Origin of the sequence: Treponema sp. Marseille-Q4523, from assembly GCF_016901105.1 — a bacterium.
Taxonomy (GTDB): domain Bacteria; phylum Spirochaetota; class Spirochaetia; order Treponematales; family Treponemataceae; genus Treponema_D.
On record NZ_JAFEVM010000025.1, the window covers coordinates 15,753 to 36,974 of the forward strand.

Annotated in this window: 18 protein-coding genes and 2 tRNA genes; all 20 read left to right on the plus strand. The window is 52.1% G+C overall.

Going from position 1 to position 21,222, the window contains the following annotated elements; all coding sequences use genetic code 11:
* Positions 1 to 282: 282 nt before the first annotated feature.
* Positions 283 to 1,125 (plus strand): sigma-70 family RNA polymerase sigma factor, encoded by an 843-nt coding sequence (locus JSQ97_RS08855; RefSeq protein WP_205075723.1) that lies wholly within the window; start codon positions 283 to 285, stop codon positions 1,123 to 1,125.
* A gap of 172 nt (positions 1,126 to 1,297) precedes the next feature.
* On the plus strand, positions 1,298 to 2,302 hold the full coding sequence (locus JSQ97_RS08860) for a leucine-rich repeat protein (protein WP_205075724.1): 1,005 nt from the start codon (positions 1,298 to 1,300) through the stop codon (positions 2,300 to 2,302).
* 102 nt (positions 2,303 to 2,404) lie between these two features.
* Positions 2,405 to 2,477 (plus strand) — tRNA-Thr (locus JSQ97_RS08865).
* Positions 2,478 to 2,516: 39 nt separating this feature from the next.
* Entirely contained in the window at positions 2,517 to 2,693 is a 177-nt protein-coding gene (rpmG, locus tag JSQ97_RS08870) for a 50S ribosomal protein L33 (protein WP_021330783.1), read from the plus strand.
* Between the two features lie 126 nt (positions 2,694 to 2,819).
* A tRNA-Trp gene (locus tag JSQ97_RS08875) sits at positions 2,820 to 2,892 on the plus strand.
* Between the two features lie 20 nt (positions 2,893 to 2,912).
* Positions 2,913 to 3,095 carry a preprotein translocase subunit SecE gene (gene secE, locus JSQ97_RS08880; RefSeq protein WP_205075725.1) on the plus strand — a complete coding sequence of 61 codons (183 nt, stop codon included), beginning with the start codon at positions 2,913 to 2,915 and terminating at the stop codon, positions 3,093 to 3,095.
* 11 nt (positions 3,096 to 3,106) lie between these two features.
* A complete protein-coding gene (nusG, locus tag JSQ97_RS08885; RefSeq protein ID WP_187385547.1) occupies positions 3,107 to 3,664 on the plus strand; it encodes a transcription termination/antitermination protein NusG in 558 nt (185 codons plus the stop codon).
* Between the two features lie 177 nt (positions 3,665 to 3,841).
* Positions 3,842 to 4,273, plus strand: coding sequence for a 50S ribosomal protein L11 (gene rplK, locus JSQ97_RS08890; RefSeq protein ID WP_205075726.1), 432 nt, complete (start codon positions 3,842 to 3,844; stop codon positions 4,271 to 4,273).
* Position 4,274: 1 nt separating this feature from the next.
* Complete coding sequence (rplA, locus tag JSQ97_RS08895; protein ID WP_205075727.1) at positions 4,275 to 4,955, plus strand: 50S ribosomal protein L1; 681 nt, start codon at positions 4,275 to 4,277, stop codon at positions 4,953 to 4,955.
* 2 nt (positions 4,956 to 4,957) lie between these two features.
* Positions 4,958 to 5,617, plus strand: a complete 660-nt coding sequence (gene rplJ, locus JSQ97_RS08900; protein ID WP_205075728.1) for a 50S ribosomal protein L10 — start codon at positions 4,958 to 4,960, stop codon at positions 5,615 to 5,617.
* A gap of 219 nt (positions 5,618 to 5,836) precedes the next feature.
* Positions 5,837 to 6,220 carry a 50S ribosomal protein L7/L12 gene (rplL, locus tag JSQ97_RS08905; RefSeq protein WP_205075729.1) on the plus strand — a complete coding sequence of 128 codons (384 nt, stop codon included), beginning with the start codon at positions 5,837 to 5,839 and terminating at the stop codon, positions 6,218 to 6,220.
* A gap of 469 nt (positions 6,221 to 6,689) precedes the next feature.
* Entirely contained in the window at positions 6,690 to 10,241 is a 3,552-nt protein-coding gene (rpoB, locus tag JSQ97_RS08910) for a DNA-directed RNA polymerase subunit beta (protein ID WP_205075730.1), read from the plus strand.
* On the plus strand, positions 10,234 to 14,493 hold the full coding sequence (gene rpoC, locus JSQ97_RS08915; RefSeq protein ID WP_205075731.1) for a DNA-directed RNA polymerase subunit beta': 4,260 nt from the start codon (positions 10,234 to 10,236) through the stop codon (positions 14,491 to 14,493). Before rpoB ends, rpoC begins: the two co-directional genes overlap by 8 nt.
* A 132-nt stretch (positions 14,494 to 14,625) precedes the next feature.
* Complete coding sequence (rpsL, locus tag JSQ97_RS08920) at positions 14,626 to 15,000, plus strand: 30S ribosomal protein S12 (RefSeq protein WP_205075732.1); 375 nt, start codon at positions 14,626 to 14,628, stop codon at positions 14,998 to 15,000.
* Between the two features lie 14 nt (positions 15,001 to 15,014).
* A complete protein-coding gene (gene rpsG, locus JSQ97_RS08925; protein ID WP_205075733.1) occupies positions 15,015 to 15,485 on the plus strand; it encodes a 30S ribosomal protein S7 in 471 nt (156 codons plus the stop codon).
* 200 nt (positions 15,486 to 15,685) lie between these two features.
* Positions 15,686 to 16,699 (plus strand): BMP family ABC transporter substrate-binding protein, encoded by a 1,014-nt coding sequence (locus JSQ97_RS08930; RefSeq protein ID WP_205075734.1) that lies wholly within the window; start codon positions 15,686 to 15,688, stop codon positions 16,697 to 16,699.
* A 32-nt stretch (positions 16,700 to 16,731) separates the two neighbouring features.
* Positions 16,732 to 18,159: an ATP-binding cassette domain-containing protein gene (locus tag JSQ97_RS08935; protein ID WP_205075735.1), complete on the plus strand. Its 1,428-nt coding sequence runs from the start codon at positions 16,732 to 16,734 to the stop codon at positions 18,157 to 18,159.
* The gene (locus JSQ97_RS08940; protein WP_205075736.1) at positions 18,156 to 19,172 is read left to right on the plus strand and encodes an ABC transporter permease; all 1,017 of its coding nucleotides are present in this window, start codon (positions 18,156 to 18,158) and stop codon (positions 19,170 to 19,172) included. The genes JSQ97_RS08935 and JSQ97_RS08940 overlap by 4 nt, the downstream gene beginning before the upstream one ends.
* On the plus strand, positions 19,153 to 19,986 hold the full coding sequence (locus tag JSQ97_RS08945; protein ID WP_205075737.1) for an ABC transporter permease subunit: 834 nt from the start codon (positions 19,153 to 19,155) through the stop codon (positions 19,984 to 19,986). The genes JSQ97_RS08940 and JSQ97_RS08945 overlap by 20 nt, the downstream gene beginning before the upstream one ends.
* 185 nt (positions 19,987 to 20,171) lie before the next feature.
* Entirely contained in the window at positions 20,172 to 21,074 is a 903-nt protein-coding gene (locus tag JSQ97_RS08950; protein WP_205075738.1) for a phosphatase PAP2 family protein, read from the plus strand.
* Positions 21,075 to 21,222 lie beyond the last annotated feature (148 nt).

Sequence of the window (21,222 nt, forward strand, 5' to 3'; positions counted from 1 at the left end):
GCCCACCGCACATTGCCGCAGTATAAAAAAGTATACAGTGTCTTATTTTATTTTCGTCGAAAAATATCGTTTTCTTTATTGTCGGTATTTAATTTATTGTAATACAACAAATTAAAAGGTTTAATAAAAAATCGAGAGAATAAATTACTTGGTATGATATTTGCATATAAATAATCGAGAGTTCGGCTTTTTATAAAATATATCGGAGTGAGGCGAATACCGACGGTTGAGAAGGGGCGGCCGTTCGGCTATATGAACGGTTTTTTACGATGGAGCACATGTATGAAAAAACAAATTGATACCGTTTATGCTCTGTACCTCAATGAAGTCAAAAACTACCGCCTGCTTACGGCGGAAGAAGAAAAAGCGCTGTTGGAAAAGATCGACGCGGGTGACGAAGATGCGCGCAAACGCTTTATCAATTCGAACCTGCGCCTCGTCATCAGCATTGCCGGCCGCTTTGCGGATTCGAATATCCCCTTTATGGATTTGATACAGGAAGGCAATATCGGTTTGATGACCGCCCTTTCCAAATTCAAAACTTCGTTTCATACGCGTTTTTCGACGTACGCGTACCCGTGGATTCTGCAATATATGCAGCGCTACGTTCACACAAAATCGACGGATATCTATATCCCCGACAACAAGATCGATTTGTTTCGAAAAGTAAACGAAGCGCGCTCGGAGCTTTTTGCAAAAAACGGTTTTGTGCCGTCCGACGGGGACATCGCGCGTGTTTTGAACGTCGAAGAAAAAGTTGTGCGCGACATCACCGTCATGCCGTGGAACGTCGTAAGCCTTGATGCTCCGTGCAGCGAATACGACGAAGCCGCTTTCGGCGACAGTATACCCGATACGAGTGCGGGACCGGAAGAGACTGCGATCGGCAGGATATTAAAACAGGAAGTCCGCGCGTTCATCGATACGCTCCCGAAAGAAGAGGGCAGCGTCATGTGCTGCCGTTACGATTTCGACGGCATGGGGCAGCGGACATTATTTGAAACGAGCGAGCTGCTCGGCGTATCTTCGGAAACCGTACGCAAAGCCGAAATACGTGCCCTGCGTTTTATAAAAGAAAACGCGAGCGCTTTCGGTGAAGCGGAAGAGGAGACGCTGACGGCATAAACATACCGCATAGAGGACATCGGAGACAGAGAGAGTGATAGCCGCTGCAGAGTTGTACGGGTGCTTTGCGGCGGCTTTTTTATTCGTGCGGCGGCGGTAAGCGGTCGATATTGCCGCACAACTGGACGGAACTTTACATTTTATTCATAATGTAACCGACTCAGGAGAAATTATGCGCAAATCGATTATCGTGCTTGCGGCGTTTTGTTCGGCGTTTTCCGTATTCGCTCAAAAAACCTTTACGGTTTCCGAATTTAAATCCTATGTCGAAAATTATAAAATTTCGCCCGATGCCGCCGTCGAAACCGTTTCAATAAAAATAAAAGATGTGCTCTCTTCCGAAACGCAGAACAGTTTGGTGCAGGTGACGTGGAAAACCGAAAATCCTCAAAACCTGTATTTCGATTTGGATCTGTCGGAATGCACGTACGCAGGCGACGATTGCATCCTCGATTTTTTTCACATCAGAAAGGTACGCAGCTGCGTGTTGCCGTTAACTACAAAACGTCTTCGTTATTTTGACTGCACGCAGCTCGAAGCGATAACCCTTCCCGAAGGGCTTGAAGTAATCCAACGTAACGCATTTTTCGACGTGCCTTCGTTAAAACGCATAGAAATTCCTGCGAGCGTGCGCTACGTCGGGGCATGCGCTTTCGGCGATTGCTCTTCGCTCGAATACATAATAATCGATAAAAATGCGAATACCGAAAAGTGGTCGCTTGCATGGAACGCGTGGAATGATGCAAAAATCGTTTATTCGGACGAAAAAGATTTTTCCGATAAAAACGATGAGCCGCCTGCAGCGGAAAGGGGTACCGTCGTTTTCGAGCATGACAGTTATTACCTGTACTCCGATATCGCTTATACGATAACGCTTGCGGAACAGCCTAAGAAAACGCAAAAGGCGAACATATTCGTATACGATGCCCATAACGGCGGCGAGCTGATGGGTACGCTTCCTATCAAAATCAAAAAAAATCAAACAGTCTATACTTTTTCCGGCGTTTCGACACAACGCTTCGAGCTTGCGGAAACCGATTTATACAATGCGATATTGAGCGAGAGCAATCAGTATTGGGCAAAAATGAAATTTGTCCTCGTATTAAAAAACGGCGATAGAATCGATTTGGCGGGTTCCGCTCAGTGTTATGCGACAGTACCGGTAGATTTTTTTTAGTGATATTTTTTCGATAAGGGACAAATTCGATATATAGCAAATATAGAGCAAATTCGATGTTGACATAAAATCGTCACTTCTATATACTTACAAAACGCGTTTGCCCTTGTAGCTCAGTCGGTAGAGCGCAACCATGGTAAGGTTGAGGTCTGCAGTTCGATTCTGCACGGGGGCTCGAACAGTCGAAATTGCTGTTTAATCAGAGGATATCATTATGGCGAGTAAAAAGAAAGGTGCTGTTGAAATCATTGCGCTGCAGTGCACGGAATGCAAACGAAAAAATTATACGACGATGAAAAACCGCAAAAATACGCAGGGTAAGCTTGAATTGAGCAAATACTGCCCCTTCGATCGTAAGCATACCGTCCATAAAGAGACAAAAGTAAAATAGCACGCCTCCGATTACGCGCGGCTTTGCGTTTGATCGGTGCGTTCTGTCCGTATTCGTAAGATCTTGTTTTACGAATGCGGTTTTATATATTCGATGCTTGCGGCGATCCGTACGCATCGATAATTTAGGCCAGTAGCTCAGCTGGTAGAGTTGCGGTCTCCAAAACCGCCTGTCGTGGGTTCGAATCCTGCCTGGCCTGTCATTTTTAGCGGGGGTACTATGTCAAAGGTTATTCAATTTTTTCGAGAAAGTAAAGCCGAACTTAAAAAAGTCGTTTGGCCGTCCCGTGACGACGTCGTCTCTTCCGTAATCGTAGTTATCGTTTCGACCTTTGTTGTCGCCGTTATACTCGGTTTGCTCGATTTGGGATTTACCGCCGCGTTCCGCGCGATCATGAGATAGGAAAGCGCTGCATGGCAAAGAATTGGTACATTCTGCACACCTATACGGGGTATGAGCAGAAGATCGAGCGGACGATCAGGTTGCTGCTCGAGTCGAAAGACATAGATCCCGCTGTCGTCACCGACGTCAAAGTTCCCGTCGAAGAGATCATCGAAGTAAAAGACGGCAAACACCATTCGCGAAAAAATAAATTTTTGCCCGGCTACATCATGCTTGAAATGGATTTGCCCGAACTCGATTGGAAAAAGACTTGTACGGCGATCCGCCGTATCCAAGGTGTGACGGGTTTTGTCGGAACGAATCCGAGCGATCGTCCGCGTCCCATTTCCGCAGATGAAGCGAAAAACCTTTTGCAAAAGTCCGGCGCGATAAAGGGCGAAAAGCCCGTGCGCGTCAAGCAGTCGTACGCCGTCGGCGACAAAGTGAAGATCATCGACGGTCCTTTCGCAACGTTCAGCGGGGACATCGACGAAGTGAATACGGAAAAAGACAGGCTTCGCGTTACGGTGCAGATTTTCGGTCGCGCGACGCCCGTCGAAGTCAGCCTCATGCAGGTTGAAAAGATCTAGATACGATAGAGTTCGGAATCAGGATCCGTGCCCTAAAAAGCGCGGACAAAATCTTTCCGCCGCACGTTCGGTCGGAGAGAGCATACCTGTTTTGGGAGAAGCGTCGGTCCGTCGGACATACGCGCTTCGCTAGGGATGCCGCATGCGGCACACCCATACCAATATAAGGAGTTCATTATGGCTGGAAAAAAGGTTACGGCTGTCATTAAACTGCAGTGCCCTGCAGGATCTGCGACGCCGGCGCCCCCGATCGGTCCCGCGTTGGGTCCGCACGGAGTGAGCGCGCCGAAATTTGTCCAAGAATTCAACGACAGAACGAAAAAGATGGAAAAGGGACTCGTCATCCCCGTCGTTCTTACCGTCTATCAGGACAAATCCTACACGTTTATCTTAAAGACCCCGCCCGCCGCCGTCCTCATCAAAAAGGCGCTCAAGCTGGAAAAGGGTTCGGGAAATCCGCTCCGCGACAAAGTCGGAAAGCTTTCTCAAAAGGATCTCGAAGAGATCGCCAAGACGAAGATGCCCGACGTCAACGCGAACGATATCGAAGCGGCAAAAAAAATTGTCGCCGGTACTGCACGCAGTATGGGCGTCGATGTGGAGGTATGATATGAAGCGTGGAAAAAAATATCGCGCGTCTGCAGCAAAATACGATCTTACGAAAAAATACCTCGTCGCCGACGCGTGCAAAATGGTACAGGATATGAAATATGCCGCTTTCGATGAAACGGTCGAAGCGCATATTTCCCTCAAACTCGGCAAAAACGCAAGCGTCCGCGATACGCTCGTCTTTCCGAATCAGTTTACCGCTGAAAAGAAAGTGCTCGTCTTTTGCAAAGACGACCGCGCAAAAGAAGCGCTCGATGCGGGTGCAACTTACGCCGGAGCGGACGAATATATTCAAAAGGTAAAAGACGGCTGGCTCGATTTCGATATAGCCGTTGCCACTCCCGATATGATGAAAGACGTCGGCCGCCTCGGTATGGTGCTCGGACGCAAAGGTCTTATGCCGAACCCGAAGACGGGAACGGTTACGAACGACATCGTTCACGCGATCGGAGAACTCAAAAAAGGACGTACCGAATTCCGCGCGGATAAAGGCGGCGTCATCCACATTGCGGTCGGCAAAGTGTCGATGGATCCCGGCAAAGTCGCGGAAAACGTCGATGTGCTCTTAAGCGAAGTGCGCCGCCGTAAACCGGTCGATGCGAAATCAGGCTATATTTCGACCGTTTCCGTGAGCTCTACGATGGGACCCGGCGTATGGATCGACTATAAGGAAGGAGAATAATCATGGCCGTCAAAGCAAAAAAAATACAGCCTGCAAAAACGGCTGCGATCGAAAAAGCGAAAAAGACATTTGCCGATTACAACGACTTCATTTTCGCCGATTACCGCGGTATGACGGTCGAGCAGATCACACAGCTTCGCAGAAAACTCCGCGAACAGAGTGCCGTCCTCAAAGTCGTCAAAAACAATTTTGCGCGCATCGCCTTTGCGGATATGAAAATCGACAACGTTGCCGATTACCTTAAAGGGCCGACCGTCGTCGCGATGGTAAAAGAAGATTCGAACGAAGTCGCAAAGACGCTGTTCGACTTTACGAAAGACGCGCCGACTTTAAACGTCAAAGGCGGCTTTATCGGCAAAGAGATTTACGATGCGGCGAAGATTTCGGAATTTTCGAAGATTCCGGGCAAAAAGACGCTCATCGCGATGCTCATGTCCGCAATCAACGGACCTGCCCGCCAGCTCGCAGCGACGCTGCAGGCGTACGTCGACAAAAAAGCGGCAGGAGGAGATGCTTCACCGGATGCTCCGAAATCCGATGCGGCAGCCGAAGCTCCGAAAGCGGAAGAAGCTCCCGCAGTTGATGCGGCTCCGGCCGAAAAACCTGCTGAGGGCGCACCTGCAGCCGATGCTCCGAAAGCGGAAGCCGCTCCCGAAGCGTAACGATTTTCCGGTATGCACCGGATTTCGATGGCGCGTTTCGTGCGTACAAGGTGTATACGGGGGCTGCGTTCTGCAGAATCCCCGCACTGTGTGTATAAACTGCGGTCAGGCTTCATTGCTGTCGACTGTCCGCATAGAAACCGGTCGTCTTTTTAAGAAGACAAAGCCGGAATCGCTCCGTACGGAGCGAATAATTATTATTTTTTAGGAGAAGATAATATGGCAGCACTTACGAATGAAGAGATTCTCGACGCGATTGCGAACATGACGGTTCAGCAGGCAGCCGACCTCGTCAAAGCGATGGAAGAAAAATTCGGCGTTACGGCGGCGGCACCCGTAGCCGTTGCGGTTGCTCCCGGCGCGGCAGGCGGAGCGGCGGACGAAGAGCAGAGCGACTTTACGATCACGCTCGAAAAATTCGATCCGGCGAAAAAGATTCCGGTTATCAAAGCGATCCGCGAAATCACGGGACTGGGCTTGGGAGAAGCGAAGACGCTCGTCGAAGGCGCTCCGAAAGTCGTCAAAGAAGGCGTCAGCAAAGCGGATGCCGACAAGATCATCGCGCAGCTCACGGAAGCCGGCGGTACCGCAAGCAAAAAATAAGCAATTTGCATCTGACGGAAGCCTTGAAAAATCGATTTTTTTGAGGCTTCCGTATGGAAACGAGGCCGTTCGAAGATTTCGGTTTTCGGGTGGTTTTCTCGATTTTCCGAACGGTTAAACGAAACGCTGAAATAGCGCGTCTCGTTTAACTTCGAGTTTTCTTGCAGGAAACTCGACTATATACGCGTGCGCAATCGCGCACCAATTGCACAGCTCCTAAATCTGAAGATTTACTCGCTGTGCAATTTTAAGGAACGATCGCATAGTAAATTAAGGAAACTGTTCAAGAACTGAAATTTTTGAACAGCTTAGGAATCGAAGCGCGCTCAAATGTATCCTGTGCGCTTTTCTGCCGTTTCGCGGCAAACCCGCCGTTTCCGAGTCAACACGGAAACACGAGGCGCCTTTCGTGCTGAGGAGAGTTTCTCCTTGTAGCGGAAGAACGCCCGACTGCACATAGAGGAACCAGATGTTCGCAAAAACCCGAACGATCGACCGCCGCTACATCGGCAAAGACATCCGCAATTTCATGGACGTGCCCGATCTCATTTCGATCCAGACTTCGTCGTATGAAAGTTTTCTTCAAGCAAATAAAATTAAAAATCATGAAAAGCCGCTCGAACAGGGACTGCAGGAAGTGTTTACGTCCGTGTTTCCGATCGAAAGCCCGAACGGCGATATGAACCTCGAATTCGATTCATATGAACTCGATTTCGACAATATTAAATTTTCCGAACTCGAATGCAAGCAAAAGGGTTTAACCTATGCCGTACCGTTGAAAGCGGTCATCAAGCTCGTGTTTCTCCAGACGGGAACCATTTTGCAAAAAGACATATACATGGGCGACATCCCGCTCATGACGGACAGGGGCACCTTTATCATAAACGGAGCCGAACGCGTCGTCGTTTCACAGATCCACAGGTCGCCGGGTGTCATCTTTTGCCACGACAAGGGCGTCTATTCGAGCCGCATCATCCCGTATCGCGGTTCGTGGCTCGAATTCGAAATCGACCAAAAAAAAGAATTGATCTTTGCAAAAATCGACCGCAAAAAGAAAATCCTCGGTACGATTTTATTGCGTGCGCTCGGCTACAATACGCGCGAGCAGATCATCCGCTGTTTTTATACGACGGAAGAAGTGCCGGTAAAGAGCGATAACGCTTCCCGAGAAAAGCTCGTCGATAGGGTACTTGCGAGCGCGGTTATCCTGCGCGACAAAGATACGAACGAAGAAAAGCGCCTGTTCAATGCCGGCATCCGGTTGCACCCGCACGAAATCGACGATCTCATCGCAAACGGCGTAAGCAAAATCGTCGTCATCAAATTCGATACGAGGGGCAAGGGTGCCGACGAAAAAAACGAATCGCTTAATTCGCAGATGATCATCAACTGCTTTGAGCGTGAAGAAGTGCGCTACGTCAAAGAAGGTTCCGTCGATATGGAGCCGACGAAAGAGGATGCGCTTTCCGCCGTGTACCAGATACTCATGCCGGGAGAACCGATCACCGTCGAAGCCGCCGAAAAAGATTTGGCGTCCATGTTCTTTTCCGAACGCCGCTACGATTTGGGAAGAGTCGGCCGCTATAAGCTCAACAAAAAATTCGACTACAAAGACGACGTCGAAGACTTTACGCTTATCCGCGAAGACGTTATCCAGACGATGAAGTACCTTATTAAAGTATACATCGGCGACGAGCAGATAGACGATATCGACCATCTCGGAAACCGGCGCATCCGTTCCGTCGGCGAACTCATGACGAATCAACTGAAGACGGCGTTCAATCGCATGGAACGCATAGCAAAAGAACGCATGAGCTTAAAAGAAACGGAAACGATGAAGCCTCAGGATTTGATTTCGATCAAACCGATCGTTGCATCCGTCAAAGAATTTTTCGGCTCGTCGCAGCTTTCGCAGTTTATGGATCAAGTCAATCCGCTTGCCGAACTTACGCACAAGCGGCGCTTGAACGCGCTCGGACCCGGCGGTCTTTCCCGCGAGAGGGCGGGCTTCGAAGTGCGCGACGTTCACTATTCGCATTACGGACGCATGTGTCCGATCGAAACGCCTGAAGGACCGAACATCGGGCTCATCGTTTCGCTTGCGATTTTTACGCGCATCAACGATTACGGTTTTCTCGAAGCGCCGTACCGCAAAGTCGAAAACGGCAAAGTGACGGGCAAAGTCGAATACCTCTCCGCGATGGACGAAGATAAATACTATATCGGACAGGTCGTCGAAGGCATCGGCAGAGACGGTTCGTTTTCGGCCGATATGATTTCGTGCCGCAACCGCGGAAACTATACGCAGCGCTCGCCGAAAGACGTGCAGTACATAGACGTTTCGCCGCGGCAAGTCATCTCCGTTTCCGCATCCCTCGTTCCGTTCCTCGAACACGACGATGCGAACCGCGCGCTCATGGGCTGCAATATGCAGCGCCAGGCGGTACCGCTCCTGTTCCCCGAACCGCCGATCGTCGGCACCGGCATGGAGCGGAAGACGGCCTACGATTCGGGCGTTCTCATCAAAGCCAAGCGCGCGGGTGAAGTTGTGTCGGTGACGAGCGACTGCATCAAGGTGAAACCGGAAGGTGCAAAAAAGAGCGACCCGCTCGACGAATACATCCTGCTCAAATACCAGCGTACGAATCAGGACACCTGCTATCACCAGCGGCCGACCGTTTCCGTCGGAGAAACGGTAAAAGAAGGCGATGTGCTCGCCGACGGACCTGCGACGTTCAACGGGGAGCTTGCGCTCGGCCGCAATATCCTCGTCGGCTTTGTGCCGTGGAACGGATACAATTACGAAGACGCCGTCCTCATTTCGCAACGCGTCGTTCGCGAAGATATGTACACGTCGATTCACATAAAAGAATTTACGATCGAAATCCGCGAAACGAAACTCGGTCCCGAAAAGATCACGCGCGACGTTCCGAACACCGCTTCGAAAACGCTCGATAATCTCGACGTGGAAGGCATCATCAGAGTCGGCGCAAAAGTAAGAAGCGGCGACATTTTGGTCGGAAAGGTTACGCCGAAAAGCGAAACCGAAACGACGCCCGAATTCAAATTATTAAATTCGATATTCGGTGAAAAAGCGAAAGAAGTGCGCGATTCGTCGCTGCGCGTTCCGCACGGCGTCGAAGGCGTCGTCATCGATATACAGCGGCTGCGGAGGACTCAGGGAGACGATTTGAATCCCGGCGTCGACGAAGTCGTCAAAGTGCTTATCGCAAACAAGCGCAAACTTTGCGAAGGTGACAAGATGGCCGGACGTCACGGAAACAAGGGCGTCGTCGCGCGCATCCTTCCGATCGAAGATATGCCGTACCTCGAAGACGGCACACCGCTCGACGTTTGCTTGAACCCGCTCGGCGTTCCGTCCCGCATGAATATCGGACAGATCATGGAAAGCGAACTCGGCATGGCCGGCCGCTATTTGAGCCAATACTACGAGTGCCCCGCATTCCAAACGCCGAGTCAGGAACAGATCGCGGAAAAACTCAAAGAAGCAGGCCTTTCTCCCGACTGCAAACAGATCGTGCACGATGGACGCACGGGAGTCCCCTTCGTCAATCCGATCTTCGTCGGCGTCATCTACTTTATGAAGCTGCACCACCTCGTTGACGACAAAATGCACGCCCGTTCGACCGGTCCCTATTCGCTCGTCACGCAGCAGCCGCTCGGAGGCAAAGCGCAGTTCGGCGGTCAGCGTTTGGGCGAAATGGAAGTGTGGGCGCTCGAAGCCTACGGCGCGGCGAACACATTGCAGGAGATGATGACGATCAAGTCGGACGATATGAACGGCCGTTCGAAGATTTACGAGTCGATCGTCAAAGGCGACCCGTCGTCTCCCGCCGGAGTGCCGGAATCGTTCAACGTACTCGTACAGGAGCTGCGCGGTCTTGCGCTCGACTTTACGATTTATGATGCGAAGGGCAAGCAGATCGCCCTGACGGAACGTGATCAGGAATTGATCGATAAAGCCGCTTCCGGTTTTGACAAGGAGAATGCCAATGCGTGATATTCAGGATTTCGACAGCCTTAAAATAAAACTCGCTTCTCCCGATACGATCCGCGCGTGGTCGTACGGCGAAGTGAAAAAACCCGAAACGATAAATTACCGTACGCTGCGTCCGGAAAAAGACGGACTCTTTTGCGAACGCATTTTCGGTACGACAAAAGAATGGGAATGCTATTGCGGAAAATTCAAATCGATCCGCTATAAGGGCGTCATCTGCGACCGCTGCGGCGTCGAAGTGACCGATTTTAAAGTGCGCCGCGAACGCACGGGACACATCGAGCTTGCAGCTCCGGTGAGCCATATCTGGTACTACCGCTCGGTGCCGAGCCGCATGGGACTCCTGCTCGATCTGCAGGTTGCGGCTTTGCGCTCGGTGCTTTATTATGAAAAGTACATCGTCATAGAGCCGGGCGACACCGATTTGAAAAAGATGCAGCTTTTGACCGAAGACGAATACAACGAAGCGCGTGAACGCTACGGTGAAACCTTTACCGCGGATATGGGCGCCGAAGCGATCAAAACGCTGCTCGAAGGACTCGACCTCGACGCGCTCGCCGCGGAGCTCCGCGCGAAGATGATCGAAAAGGGCGAAAAGAGCGACAAGCGGCTTTTAAAGCGCATCGAAATCGTCGAGCATTTCCGCGAATCGGGCAACAAAGCGAGCTGGATGATTTTGGACGTCATTCCCGTCATCCCGCCGGATCTCCGCCCCATGGTGCAGCTCGACGGCGGCCGCTTTGCAACGTCCGATTTGAACGATCTCTACCGTCGCGTCATCAACCGCAACAACCGTTTAAAGAGACTTCAGCAGCTTTCGGCTCCCGATATCATCATCAGAAACGAAAAGCGTATGCTGCAGGAAGCCGTCGATGCGCTCTTCGACAACAGCAAGCGAAAGCGCGTCGTAAAGGGCGCGTCGAACCGTCCGCTCAAATCGATCAGCGATATGCTTAAAGGAAAGCAGGGACGATTCCGCCAAAACCTGCTCGGAAAGCGCGTCGATTATTCGGGGCGTTCGGTCATCGTCGTCGGGCCGGAACTGCATTTGTGGCAGTGCGGACTTCCGACAAAGATGGCGCTCGAACTCTTCAAGCCCTTTATCATGAAAAAACTCGTCGATAAAGACGTCGTGTTCAATATCAAAAAAGCGAAAACGCTTGTCGAACAGGAATCTCCGGAAGTGTACGCGATCCTCGATGAAGTCGTGCGCGAACATCCGGTTATGCTGAACCGCGCGCCGACGCTGCACCGGCTCGGCATCCTCGCATTCGAACCGATACTCGTCGAAGGCAAAGCGATCAAACTGCACCCGCTCGCGTGCAAATCGTTCAACGCGGACTTCGACGGCGACCAGATGGCGATCCACGTGCCGCTGACGCAGGCGGCGCAGATGGAGTGCTGGACGCTCATGCTTTCGGCGCGCAACCTGCTTGATCCCGCAAACGGCAATACGATCGTCTATCCGTCTCAGGACATGGTGCTCGGTATTTACTATATGACATCGGTCAAGCCGAACGCGAAGGGTACCGGCAGGCGCTTCAGTTCGAGCGACGAAGCGCGTATGGCCGCCGAATACGGCAGCATCGAATGGCAGGCGGCGATCAAAACGCCTGTCCAAAAAGCTCCGTACAACGGCAAAGTGATCGAAACGACGGCGGGCATCCTCGCGTTCAACGAAGAGATGCCGGACGAAGTCGACTACGTGAACGAGCAGATGGACGACAAAAAGCTGCGCAAAATGATCGAGCACGTGTATCACACGAAGGGTCCCTGGCTCACGATAAAGATGCTCGACGCGATCAAAGCGTGCGGCTATAAAAATGCGACCTTCTACGGCGCGACGCTCTCCATGGACGATATCCTCGTTCCCGACGAAAAGAAAAAGATGGTCGACAAAGCGAACAAAGAAGTCGAAGAGATCGTCGGACAGTATTCGAAAGGCATCATCACCGCCGAAGAGCGCTATCAAAAAGTTACCGACTTGTGGGCGAGAACGAACGACGAACTTTCAAAGATAATGATGGACAACCTCGCCAAAGACAAAGACGGCTTCAACACGATCTATATGATGGCGAAGTCTGGCGCGCGCGGTTCTCCGAAACAGATTTCGCAGCTTGCGGCGATGCGCGGTCTTATGGCAAAACCGAACGGCGACATCATCGAACTGCCGATCCGCTCGAACTTTAAAGAAGGTTTGTCCGTTATCGAATTCTTTATTTCGACGAACGGCGCTCGAAAAGGTTTGTCCGACACCGCGCTCAAAACCGCGGACGCAGGTTACATGACGCGGAGGCTCGTCGACGTTGCACAGGACGTCGTCGTCAACGAAGACGACTGCGGTACGATAAACGGCATCGACTATGCGGCGATCGAAGACGGAGACGAAGTGATCGTCCCGCTTGCCGAGCGCATCGTCGGGCACTATACGATAGAGCGCGTCATCCATCCGATCACCGGAGAACTTTTGTGCGATGTCAACCGCTATATCGACGGAGATTTGGCGAAAAAGATCGATGAAGCGGGCGTAGAAAAAGTAAAGCTGCGCACCGTACTCACGTGCGAAGCGCACCACGGCATCTGCGTGCGCTGCTACGGACAGAACCTCGCGCGGAACAAAATCGTCGAAATCGGAGAAGCCGTCGGTATCATCGCCGCTCAGTCGATCGGACAGCCGGGTACGCAGCTTACGCTCAGAACCTTCCACTCGGGAGGGGCTGCCGAAAAGACGACGGAAGAAAACCACATCGTTCTCAAATTCAACGCCTTTATCAAAGACATCACGGGTACGCACGTAGAGATAAAAGGCGGCAAGTGGCTCTTTACGCGTAAAGGCTTTATGACCGTCATCCGCATCATCGACGAAATCAAAATCGGAAAAGACGCGTCCGTCAAAGTAAAAGACGGCGGCCGCATCTTAAAGGGCAGCGTCGTCATGACGACGAAAAGCGGAGAAGTAAAAGCAGCCGCCGACGCAAAGGTAATGATCATCGGTGATACGGTCTATTTGACGAGCAGCGAAGTAAAAGTCGAAATCGCAAACGGTTCGACGATCTACGTTAAAACGGGCGATATCGTCTCGGCGGGAAAACCCATCGGTGAATTCGATCCGTTCAGCGAACCGATCATCGCCGAAAGCGACGGCTACGTGCACTTCGAAGATATCATCGTCGGATCGACGCTCGAAGAGCGGCACGATATACAGACGGGAAACATCGAACGCATCATCACCGATTTGCACTTGGACGTAAAACAGCCGCGCATCCTCATCACCGACGAAGCGGGCAACGAACTCGGAAGCTATTATCTGCCGGCGGGTGCCGTCCTCAACGTCGATGACAAAAAGCAGATCTCCGCGGGCGTTACGCTTGCAAGATTGCCGAAAGTCGCCGCGAAATCGAGCGATATCACCGGCGGTCTTCCGCGCGTTTCCGAACTCTTCGAAGCGCGTAAACCGAAAAATCCGTGCGTGCTCGCAAATATTTCCGGCCTTGTCAAATTCAAGGGGATCATCAAAGGCAAGCGTATGGTGACGGTCGAAGACGAATTCGGCAAACAGGAAGCGCACGCCGTTCCGATGAACAAGCGCATGCTCGTGCGCGACGGCGACCATGTGGAAGCGGGAGAGCCGTTGTGCGACGGTTCTCCGAGTCCGCACGACATCCTCGCGATCCTCGGTGAAAACGCGCTGCAGAATTACCTCATGGATGAAATCCAACAGGTGTACCGCGCGCAGGGCGTCGATATCAACGACAAGCACATCGGTATCATCGTGCGGCAGATGCTGCGCAAAGTGAAAATCGTCACGGTCGGCGATACGAACTTTATTTACGGTCAGCAGGTCGACAAATACAAATTTCACGAAGAGAACAAACGGGTCAGGGACGAAGGCGGAGAACCCGCTACCGGCAGACCGATGTTCCAGGGGATCACAAAAGCCTCTCTCGGCGTCGATTCCTTTATTTCGGCGGCATCGTTTCAGGAGACGACGCGGGTGCTCACGAACGCCGCGATTTCCGGTTCGACCGATTATCTGCACGGCATCAAAGAAAACGTCGCGATCGGCCACATGATCCCCGCGGGGACGGGCATCAGAAACTACCGCAATATCAAACTCTTCGACGGAAGCGACAAAGATTTGGATATTCAGATGGCTGAAATTCTCGAACGTCGCCGTATCGAAAAAGAGCAGGAAGCGCTGCGCATGACCGAAGAGGATGCCGCGCTTGATGCGGAAGAGCCGGAAGCCGATTGAGCTATTGACGAGAGATGAGGGAATGAAGTATGATATAATTCCCTCGTTTTTCAGGATAACGATGGCTTGTGTTCCGGGGTGCTGACCGGGATTTTGTTAAAGATTATTAATTATCGAGATAGGAGATAGGCAATGCCTACAATTAATCAATTGATTCGTCAGGGACGCAAGTCGAGCGCAAACAGGACGAAAGCGCCGGCCCTCGATTCGTGTCCGCAAAAACGCGGCGTGTGCACTCGTGTTATGACGCAGACGCCGAAAAAACCGAACTCCGCAATGCGGAAAATCGCGCGTGTGCGGCTCAGCAACGGTATGGAAGTGACCGCGTATATTCCGGGTATCGGACATAATTTGCAGGAACACTCGGTCGTGCTCGTACGCGGCGGACGTGTAAAGGATTTGCCGGGTGTGCGCTATCACATCATCCGCGGTACGAAAGATACGCTCGGTGTCGACGGACGAAAACGCGGTCGCTCGAAATACGGCGCAAAGCGCGCTAAAGCGTAACGGGGGTACGGAAGATGGGAAGACATAAAAAAACGGTCGATCGTCCCGTTATGCCGGACGTAAAATACAACAGCAAAGTCGTTTCGAAATTCATCACGCGCATGATGCTGCAAGGCAAAAAAGAAACGTGCAAGCGCCTTATGTACGAAGCGATGGATAATTTAAAAGCAAAAACCGACAAAGATCCGCTTGAAGTATTTTTGAAAGCGCTTGAAAACGTCAAGCCGATGGTGGAAGTAAAATCCCGCCGTGTCGGAGGCGCAACGTATCAGGTTCCGGTGGAAATCCGCGACGTGCGTAAAGAAGCGCTTGCGATGCGCTGGATCATCACCGCCGCCCGCAACAGAAACGGGCACGGCATGGGTGAAACGCTCGCCGCCGAACTGCTCGATGCGTACAACAGCACGGGCACCGCGTTCAAGAAAAAAGAAGACGCGCACAAAATGGCCGAAGCGAATAAAGCGTTCGCACACTACCGCTGGTAGTTTTTGACGAACCGAAAATCTTTCAAAGAACGCCGTTCACGTCTGTGGACGGCGTTTTTTTTATGTGCGGCGGAGGGGGAATGTGCGTACGTTCGGTCGGGTGCGGCGTTGCGTGCGTGCGGCGTTTTTTTTCTATTCTGCTATGTCTTGACAAAAGTTTTATATAAAACTATATTTATCGGCAAGAGGTTTACTGTTTTATGAAAAAATCGATATATGCTGCAGTTTTTGCCGCATTCGCCTTCGCTTCCTTTTCGTGCAGCGCAAAAAAAACGCAAGCTCATTCCGTCGCAGTCTTTGTGCCGGGTATCATAGCCGACAGTCCCATCTACGCGATGCTCGCCGAGGGCGTGCAACATGCCGTCGCTTCGTATAACGACGGAAAAGACGGAAGCGCGCAGGCTGCCGTCACGGTGCTCGAAGCGGGAACGAACCAGGCCGAATGGTCGGCAAAGCTCACCGCCCTTGCCGCGGAGCAAAAATACAGCGTCATCATTTCATCGAATCCGTCTCTGCCTGAACTCGTCGAACCGCTTACCGCGCAGTTTCCGAATCAAAAATTCATCCTCCTCGACGCATATAAGGCGGGAAATCCGTCGGTCGCAACAGTACGCTACAATCAGCACGAACAGTCGTATATTACCGGCTATATGGCGGGCCTCATGACGAAGTCGAAAAAGATAGGTCTCATTGCAGGGCAGGAATATCCCGTTATGAACAGCGTCATAGTTCCGGGCTACAAAGAAGGCGCCGAAGCCGCTTTTCCCGGTACGGCGGTCGATTTCCGCGTCGTCGGCAACTGGTACGATGCGACGAAGGGCGCCGAACTTGCAAACGCGATGTACTCTTCCGGCGTCGATGTGATCCTTCCGATCTGCGGAGGGGCGTCGCAGGGCGTCATCAATGCGGCGAAAGAAAAGGGAAAATATCTCGCATTTTTCGATAACGCGAGCTTTGAGCGCGCGCCGGACAATATCATATCGTGCACGTCGCTCGATCAATCGAAGATGGCGGAAAACGTAACGCTCGATTACCTTGCAGGAAAAACCGAATGGGGTACGGCGAAAACCGTCGGCGTCTCGGACGGTTTCGTGCGCTTTGTGCAGGATGCGCCGGATCGCAAAAACGAAGCGGTAACGGATGAAATGCGCGCAAAGATGCGTGACGTCGTCGCGAGCATAGAAAACGGTACGCTCGTCCTTCCGCAAAATTGATACGATTCGTTATTATTAATTAATAATTTTATATGAACGTTGCGCTCGAACATATTTCAAAACGGTATCTGCACAAAACGGTACTCGACGACATTTCCCTCGTCTTTCAAGGCGGTATGATTCACGCGCTGCTCGGAGAAAACGGCGCGGGAAAATCGACGACGGCGGGTATTTTGAGCGGTGCGCTTGAAGCCGACAGCGGTACGATCCTCATTGACGGGAAAGCCGTGCATTTTTCTTCTCCGCGCGATGCCCTTCGTGCAGGTATCGTCTGCGTGCGTCAGCGGCCCCTCATCGCCGACGGCATCAGCGTATGGGAAAACATCCTGCTCGGAACGGAATACGGGGCTGCGGGAAAAAAGCTCAAAAAAGGTGAAATCTTTTCGCGCGCGGAATTGTTAAAATCGAAATGGGCGCCGCACTTGAATTTCCGCGCTCTCGCCGCGCATATCGGAGGCGACGAACGCTTTTATACGGCGCTCATCTCGGCCCTCATACGCGAACCGCGTATGCTCATCCTCGACGAGCCGTCCGCGCTCCTCGATCGGGAGCAGCGGTTCTCGCTGTATACCAATATTCGTGAACTTGCAAATACGGGGATGAACATCGTCGTCATCACGCACATCATGCAGGAAGCTTCACGCTATACCGATACGGTAACCGTGCTGCAAAAGGGGAAGGGTGCCGAATATTATGAGCGGAGCGCGCTGTATGCGCTGAAGACGAAATCGGAAACCGTGCACCTTCATGTCGTTCGGGCGGAGAGGGCGGGTGACGATCGCATTTCGTTCGAGCATATCGGCGTGCGGCCGAAAAAAAGGCCGGCTCTTTTCGACGTGTCGTTTACCGCGAAAAGCGGCGGTATTACCCTTATCGAGGGATTGCCCGAAAGCGGCCTCGGCACGCTTGAAAACGTCATCACGGGTATGGAAAGCGCGCGTACGGCGGGATCGTGCCGCATCAAAACGGATGGTCGAACGCTGCGTATCGATCTCAAATCGGGAAAGTGGACGCCGTATTTTTTACGGACGGAACTCCGCACGGCGATCATTCCGTCCGACAGAACCTTCCGCGCATCGAACCCCGACCTTTCGATCGAACAACTTTTATGCGCAATGTACGGCGGAAAGAGCGCGGACGAATATACGAAGCGACTGATAGAAAAAGCGAAGGTTTCGATTCGGTCCGATGAAAAAGCGGCATCTCTTTCGGGCGGCATGCTGCAGCGTTTGATCCTCGCGCGCGAATTCGAAAACGATCCGAATCTGATCATTGCGTGTGAGCCGCTGCAAGGACTCGACGGCAAAGCTGCCGAACGTACGCAGGATCTGCTTTCAGACTTTGCGCGCCGCGGCGCCGTCGTCATCGTTCTTTCGTCGTCGGAATTTCCGAGTTCGCTCTGCGCTGCGCACTATATGCTCGAAGGCGGCGCTCTTCGCGAAGTACGGGAGGCGGCGTGAAAAAATTAACAATACTCGACGCGCTCCCCGGCATCGCAGGTCTCGTTCTCACCGTCACAGTCCTCTCTCTCTTTTCGCGCACTTTCGTTTCCGCCCTAGATTTTTTGGCAGGCTCTTTTACGTCGCGCTACTATTTCGGAAGCGTGCTCAATACGGCAGCCCTCCTCGCTTGCGGCGCGCTCGGAGACGCGATCGTGCTCGCGGCGGGCGAATATAATTTGGGCGGTGAAGGACAGATTTATGCGGGAGGATTTGTCGCAGCCGTCGTCTTTACGCTTCCCGTCGGTTGGCCGCCCGCCTTCGTTACGGCCGCAGCCTTTGCAGCATCTCTTTTACTTCCCGCCGCAATGGCACTCGTATCGGCAGCTCTCCGTCAATTCAAAAACGCCGACGTACTTCTCACGTCGTTTCTCGTTTCGGCGGCGGCGATTCCGTTTATCGATTCGCTTATCTCAGGGAGGTTCCGCGGACAAACGAACAATCTCCTTGCAACGCCGTTTATCGCCGAGCGTTTTCGCTTTGCACATATTTTAAATCCCTCTCCGCTTTCGGCTTTGGCGCTTATTCCGATTGCACTGTGCGGCGCGGTATGGTACGTCAAATACCGCACGGTAAGCGGAAGACACCTTCAGATTACGGGTATATCGAAAGAGTTTGCAAAATATTCGGGCTACCGGCAAAGCCGCACGCTCTATGCGACGCTCGCAGCGGCGGGCGCGCTTCACGGGCTTGCGGGTTTTATCGCAGTCGCGGGAACGTACTACACCTGCCACGCGGGATTTTACGGCGGTATGGGATGGAATGCGCTTTCGTGCGCGCTCATCGCGAATTCGAATCCCGCTGTGATCGCTCCGGCAGGACTTGTGCTCTCGTGGCTTTTTACGTCGGCAAACAGGGTTGCGCTCAACAACAATTTCGGCTTCGATATGGGCTCTCTCATCCAAGGCGTCATGCTTTCGTGTATCGCCGTCAAATATGCGGGAGGCATGCGTCATGCAAAACGCGGTCTTTAGCATAGCGCTTTTATCCGCACCCCTGCTTTTGGCGTCGTTCGGCGCGCTCACAAGCGAATACTCGGGGCGTATGGCGGTTTTTCTCGACGGCATCATCAACCTCTCGGCATTTTTCTGTTATGCGTTCAGCGTATTGACCGGTTCGTTTATTGCAGGCGTTTTCCTTTCAGTCTTCTGCTGTACGCTCATCATATTCGTTTCGATCCGCGCCGTCGAATCGCTTCACGCAAATCCCTTTTTGGCGTCTCTCGGTTTAAATCTTTTTACCGGAGCACTCGCATCCGTCATCTCTGTCGCGCTTTTCGGCACACGCGGCGTGCTCACCTCTTCTCTATTTTCGTTTCCTGCAGCGAGTGCACGCCTTTGGACGGGAGTCGTCGCTCTTGTGTTTACGGCGGTGGGCTTCGCATTTTTGTACGGGACAAAATACGGACTCTACATCCGCATCACCGGAAAAGATGCCGACGTTCTCGTGTCGCGCGGCATCGATGTGTCGGCGTGCAGGACTGCGGCGTGGTGCATCGCAGCTTTTTACGGCTCCCTTGCCGGCTGCATACTGTCGTTCAGACTTTCGTCTTTTGTGCCGAATATTTCAAGCGGGCGAGGATGGCTTGCCCTTGCAGCGGTATTTTTAGGCAGGCGGACGGGGTGGGGCATGACGGCGGCAGTGATCGTACTCTGTGCGGCGGAGTATGTTGCTGCGAACTTGCAAAATGTCTTTCAAAATATCGCGTCTCCTCTTTTGATCGCGCTGCCCTATATCGCATCTCTTGCGCTCATCGTGCTCGTACCGGATACGAAGCGGGGTGAATAGACTGCGGGCGGCAATCGCGTACAAAGAATAATATAAGTGCCTATTTTACCGAAGCGGAAGTCGAACAGCTCCGACCCGTAGCTTTACCGACCGCGAGATTTTTTTATTCTATGATCCGTCTTCCGCCGTTCGTCTTAGTCGATCCTATGCTGGACAGCGCCGCCGCGTTTCCGTATAATGCGCGAATGATAAAGTCGATTTTTGCGATCTGTGTCTTTACCGCGCTGTCGTGCGCTTTCGCGTATTCGGACGACGCTTTTTCTGCGCTGCCCGAAGCGAGCCTTTCCGACAATGAAACGCCGGACGGCAAACGTTCACCGAACCGATTTCTTCCGTACCTTGAGGGGTCGGGCGATTACTTCGTATTAAATCCGATAACGGATCCGATCCTCGTCGGAAGCGGGATCGGGCTTTTTGCAGTCGATTTGAATCTGCATCGTTTAAAAAACGATCGACGTTTCGACGGCGCTCTGTACGACCGTGACGATGTGAGCGCATTCGATCGGTGGGCGATGCGGCCGTATTCGCGCGCGCTCGACATAACGGGAGACGTATTTATAGGATGTACGATGGCGACACCGCTCGTGTTCGCATCTGTCGATAAGCGCGAATGGATTACGATCGGTCTCATGTATGCCGAAACGATGCTCCTCACGCATGTCGTAAAGAATTTAATAAAATCGCTTACGTTCCGTCCGCGTCCTTATATGTACTTTGACGGCTATCCGCAAAAGTACGTCGATTCGGGAGATTGGAACAATTCTTTTCCGTCGGGACATACGATGCAAGCCTTTGCTGCAGCTTCGTTTACGAGCTTTGTGTTTGCGATGTATTTTCCCGGCTCGCTGTGGAATATTCCCGTGAGCGCGGGATCTTATGCGCTTGCGGCGACGGTCGCCGTATTGCGTCTTTCCAGCGGCAATCATTTTTTAACCGATGTCCTTTCCGGCGCCGCCTTCGGTACGGTTTTCGGTATCGGTGTGCCGCTTTTGCACCGGATCGGCATGAAGGATTCATCCGCGAAAAAGAAAAGGGGCGCTTCGCTTACCGTACTTCCGAACGGATTTCAAGCCGTCGTCAGATTTTAGTAAAAAATCGGTAAAAAACGGCAGTAAATGCGGAATATTTCAAATTATATCACTATTTTCACTTGTAATTGTTTGTTATTTACGTTAGAGTAAAGCTATGTGTGCTGTGTCTGATGGACGCATGCGCGGCGTGTAAAGCCGCATCTAT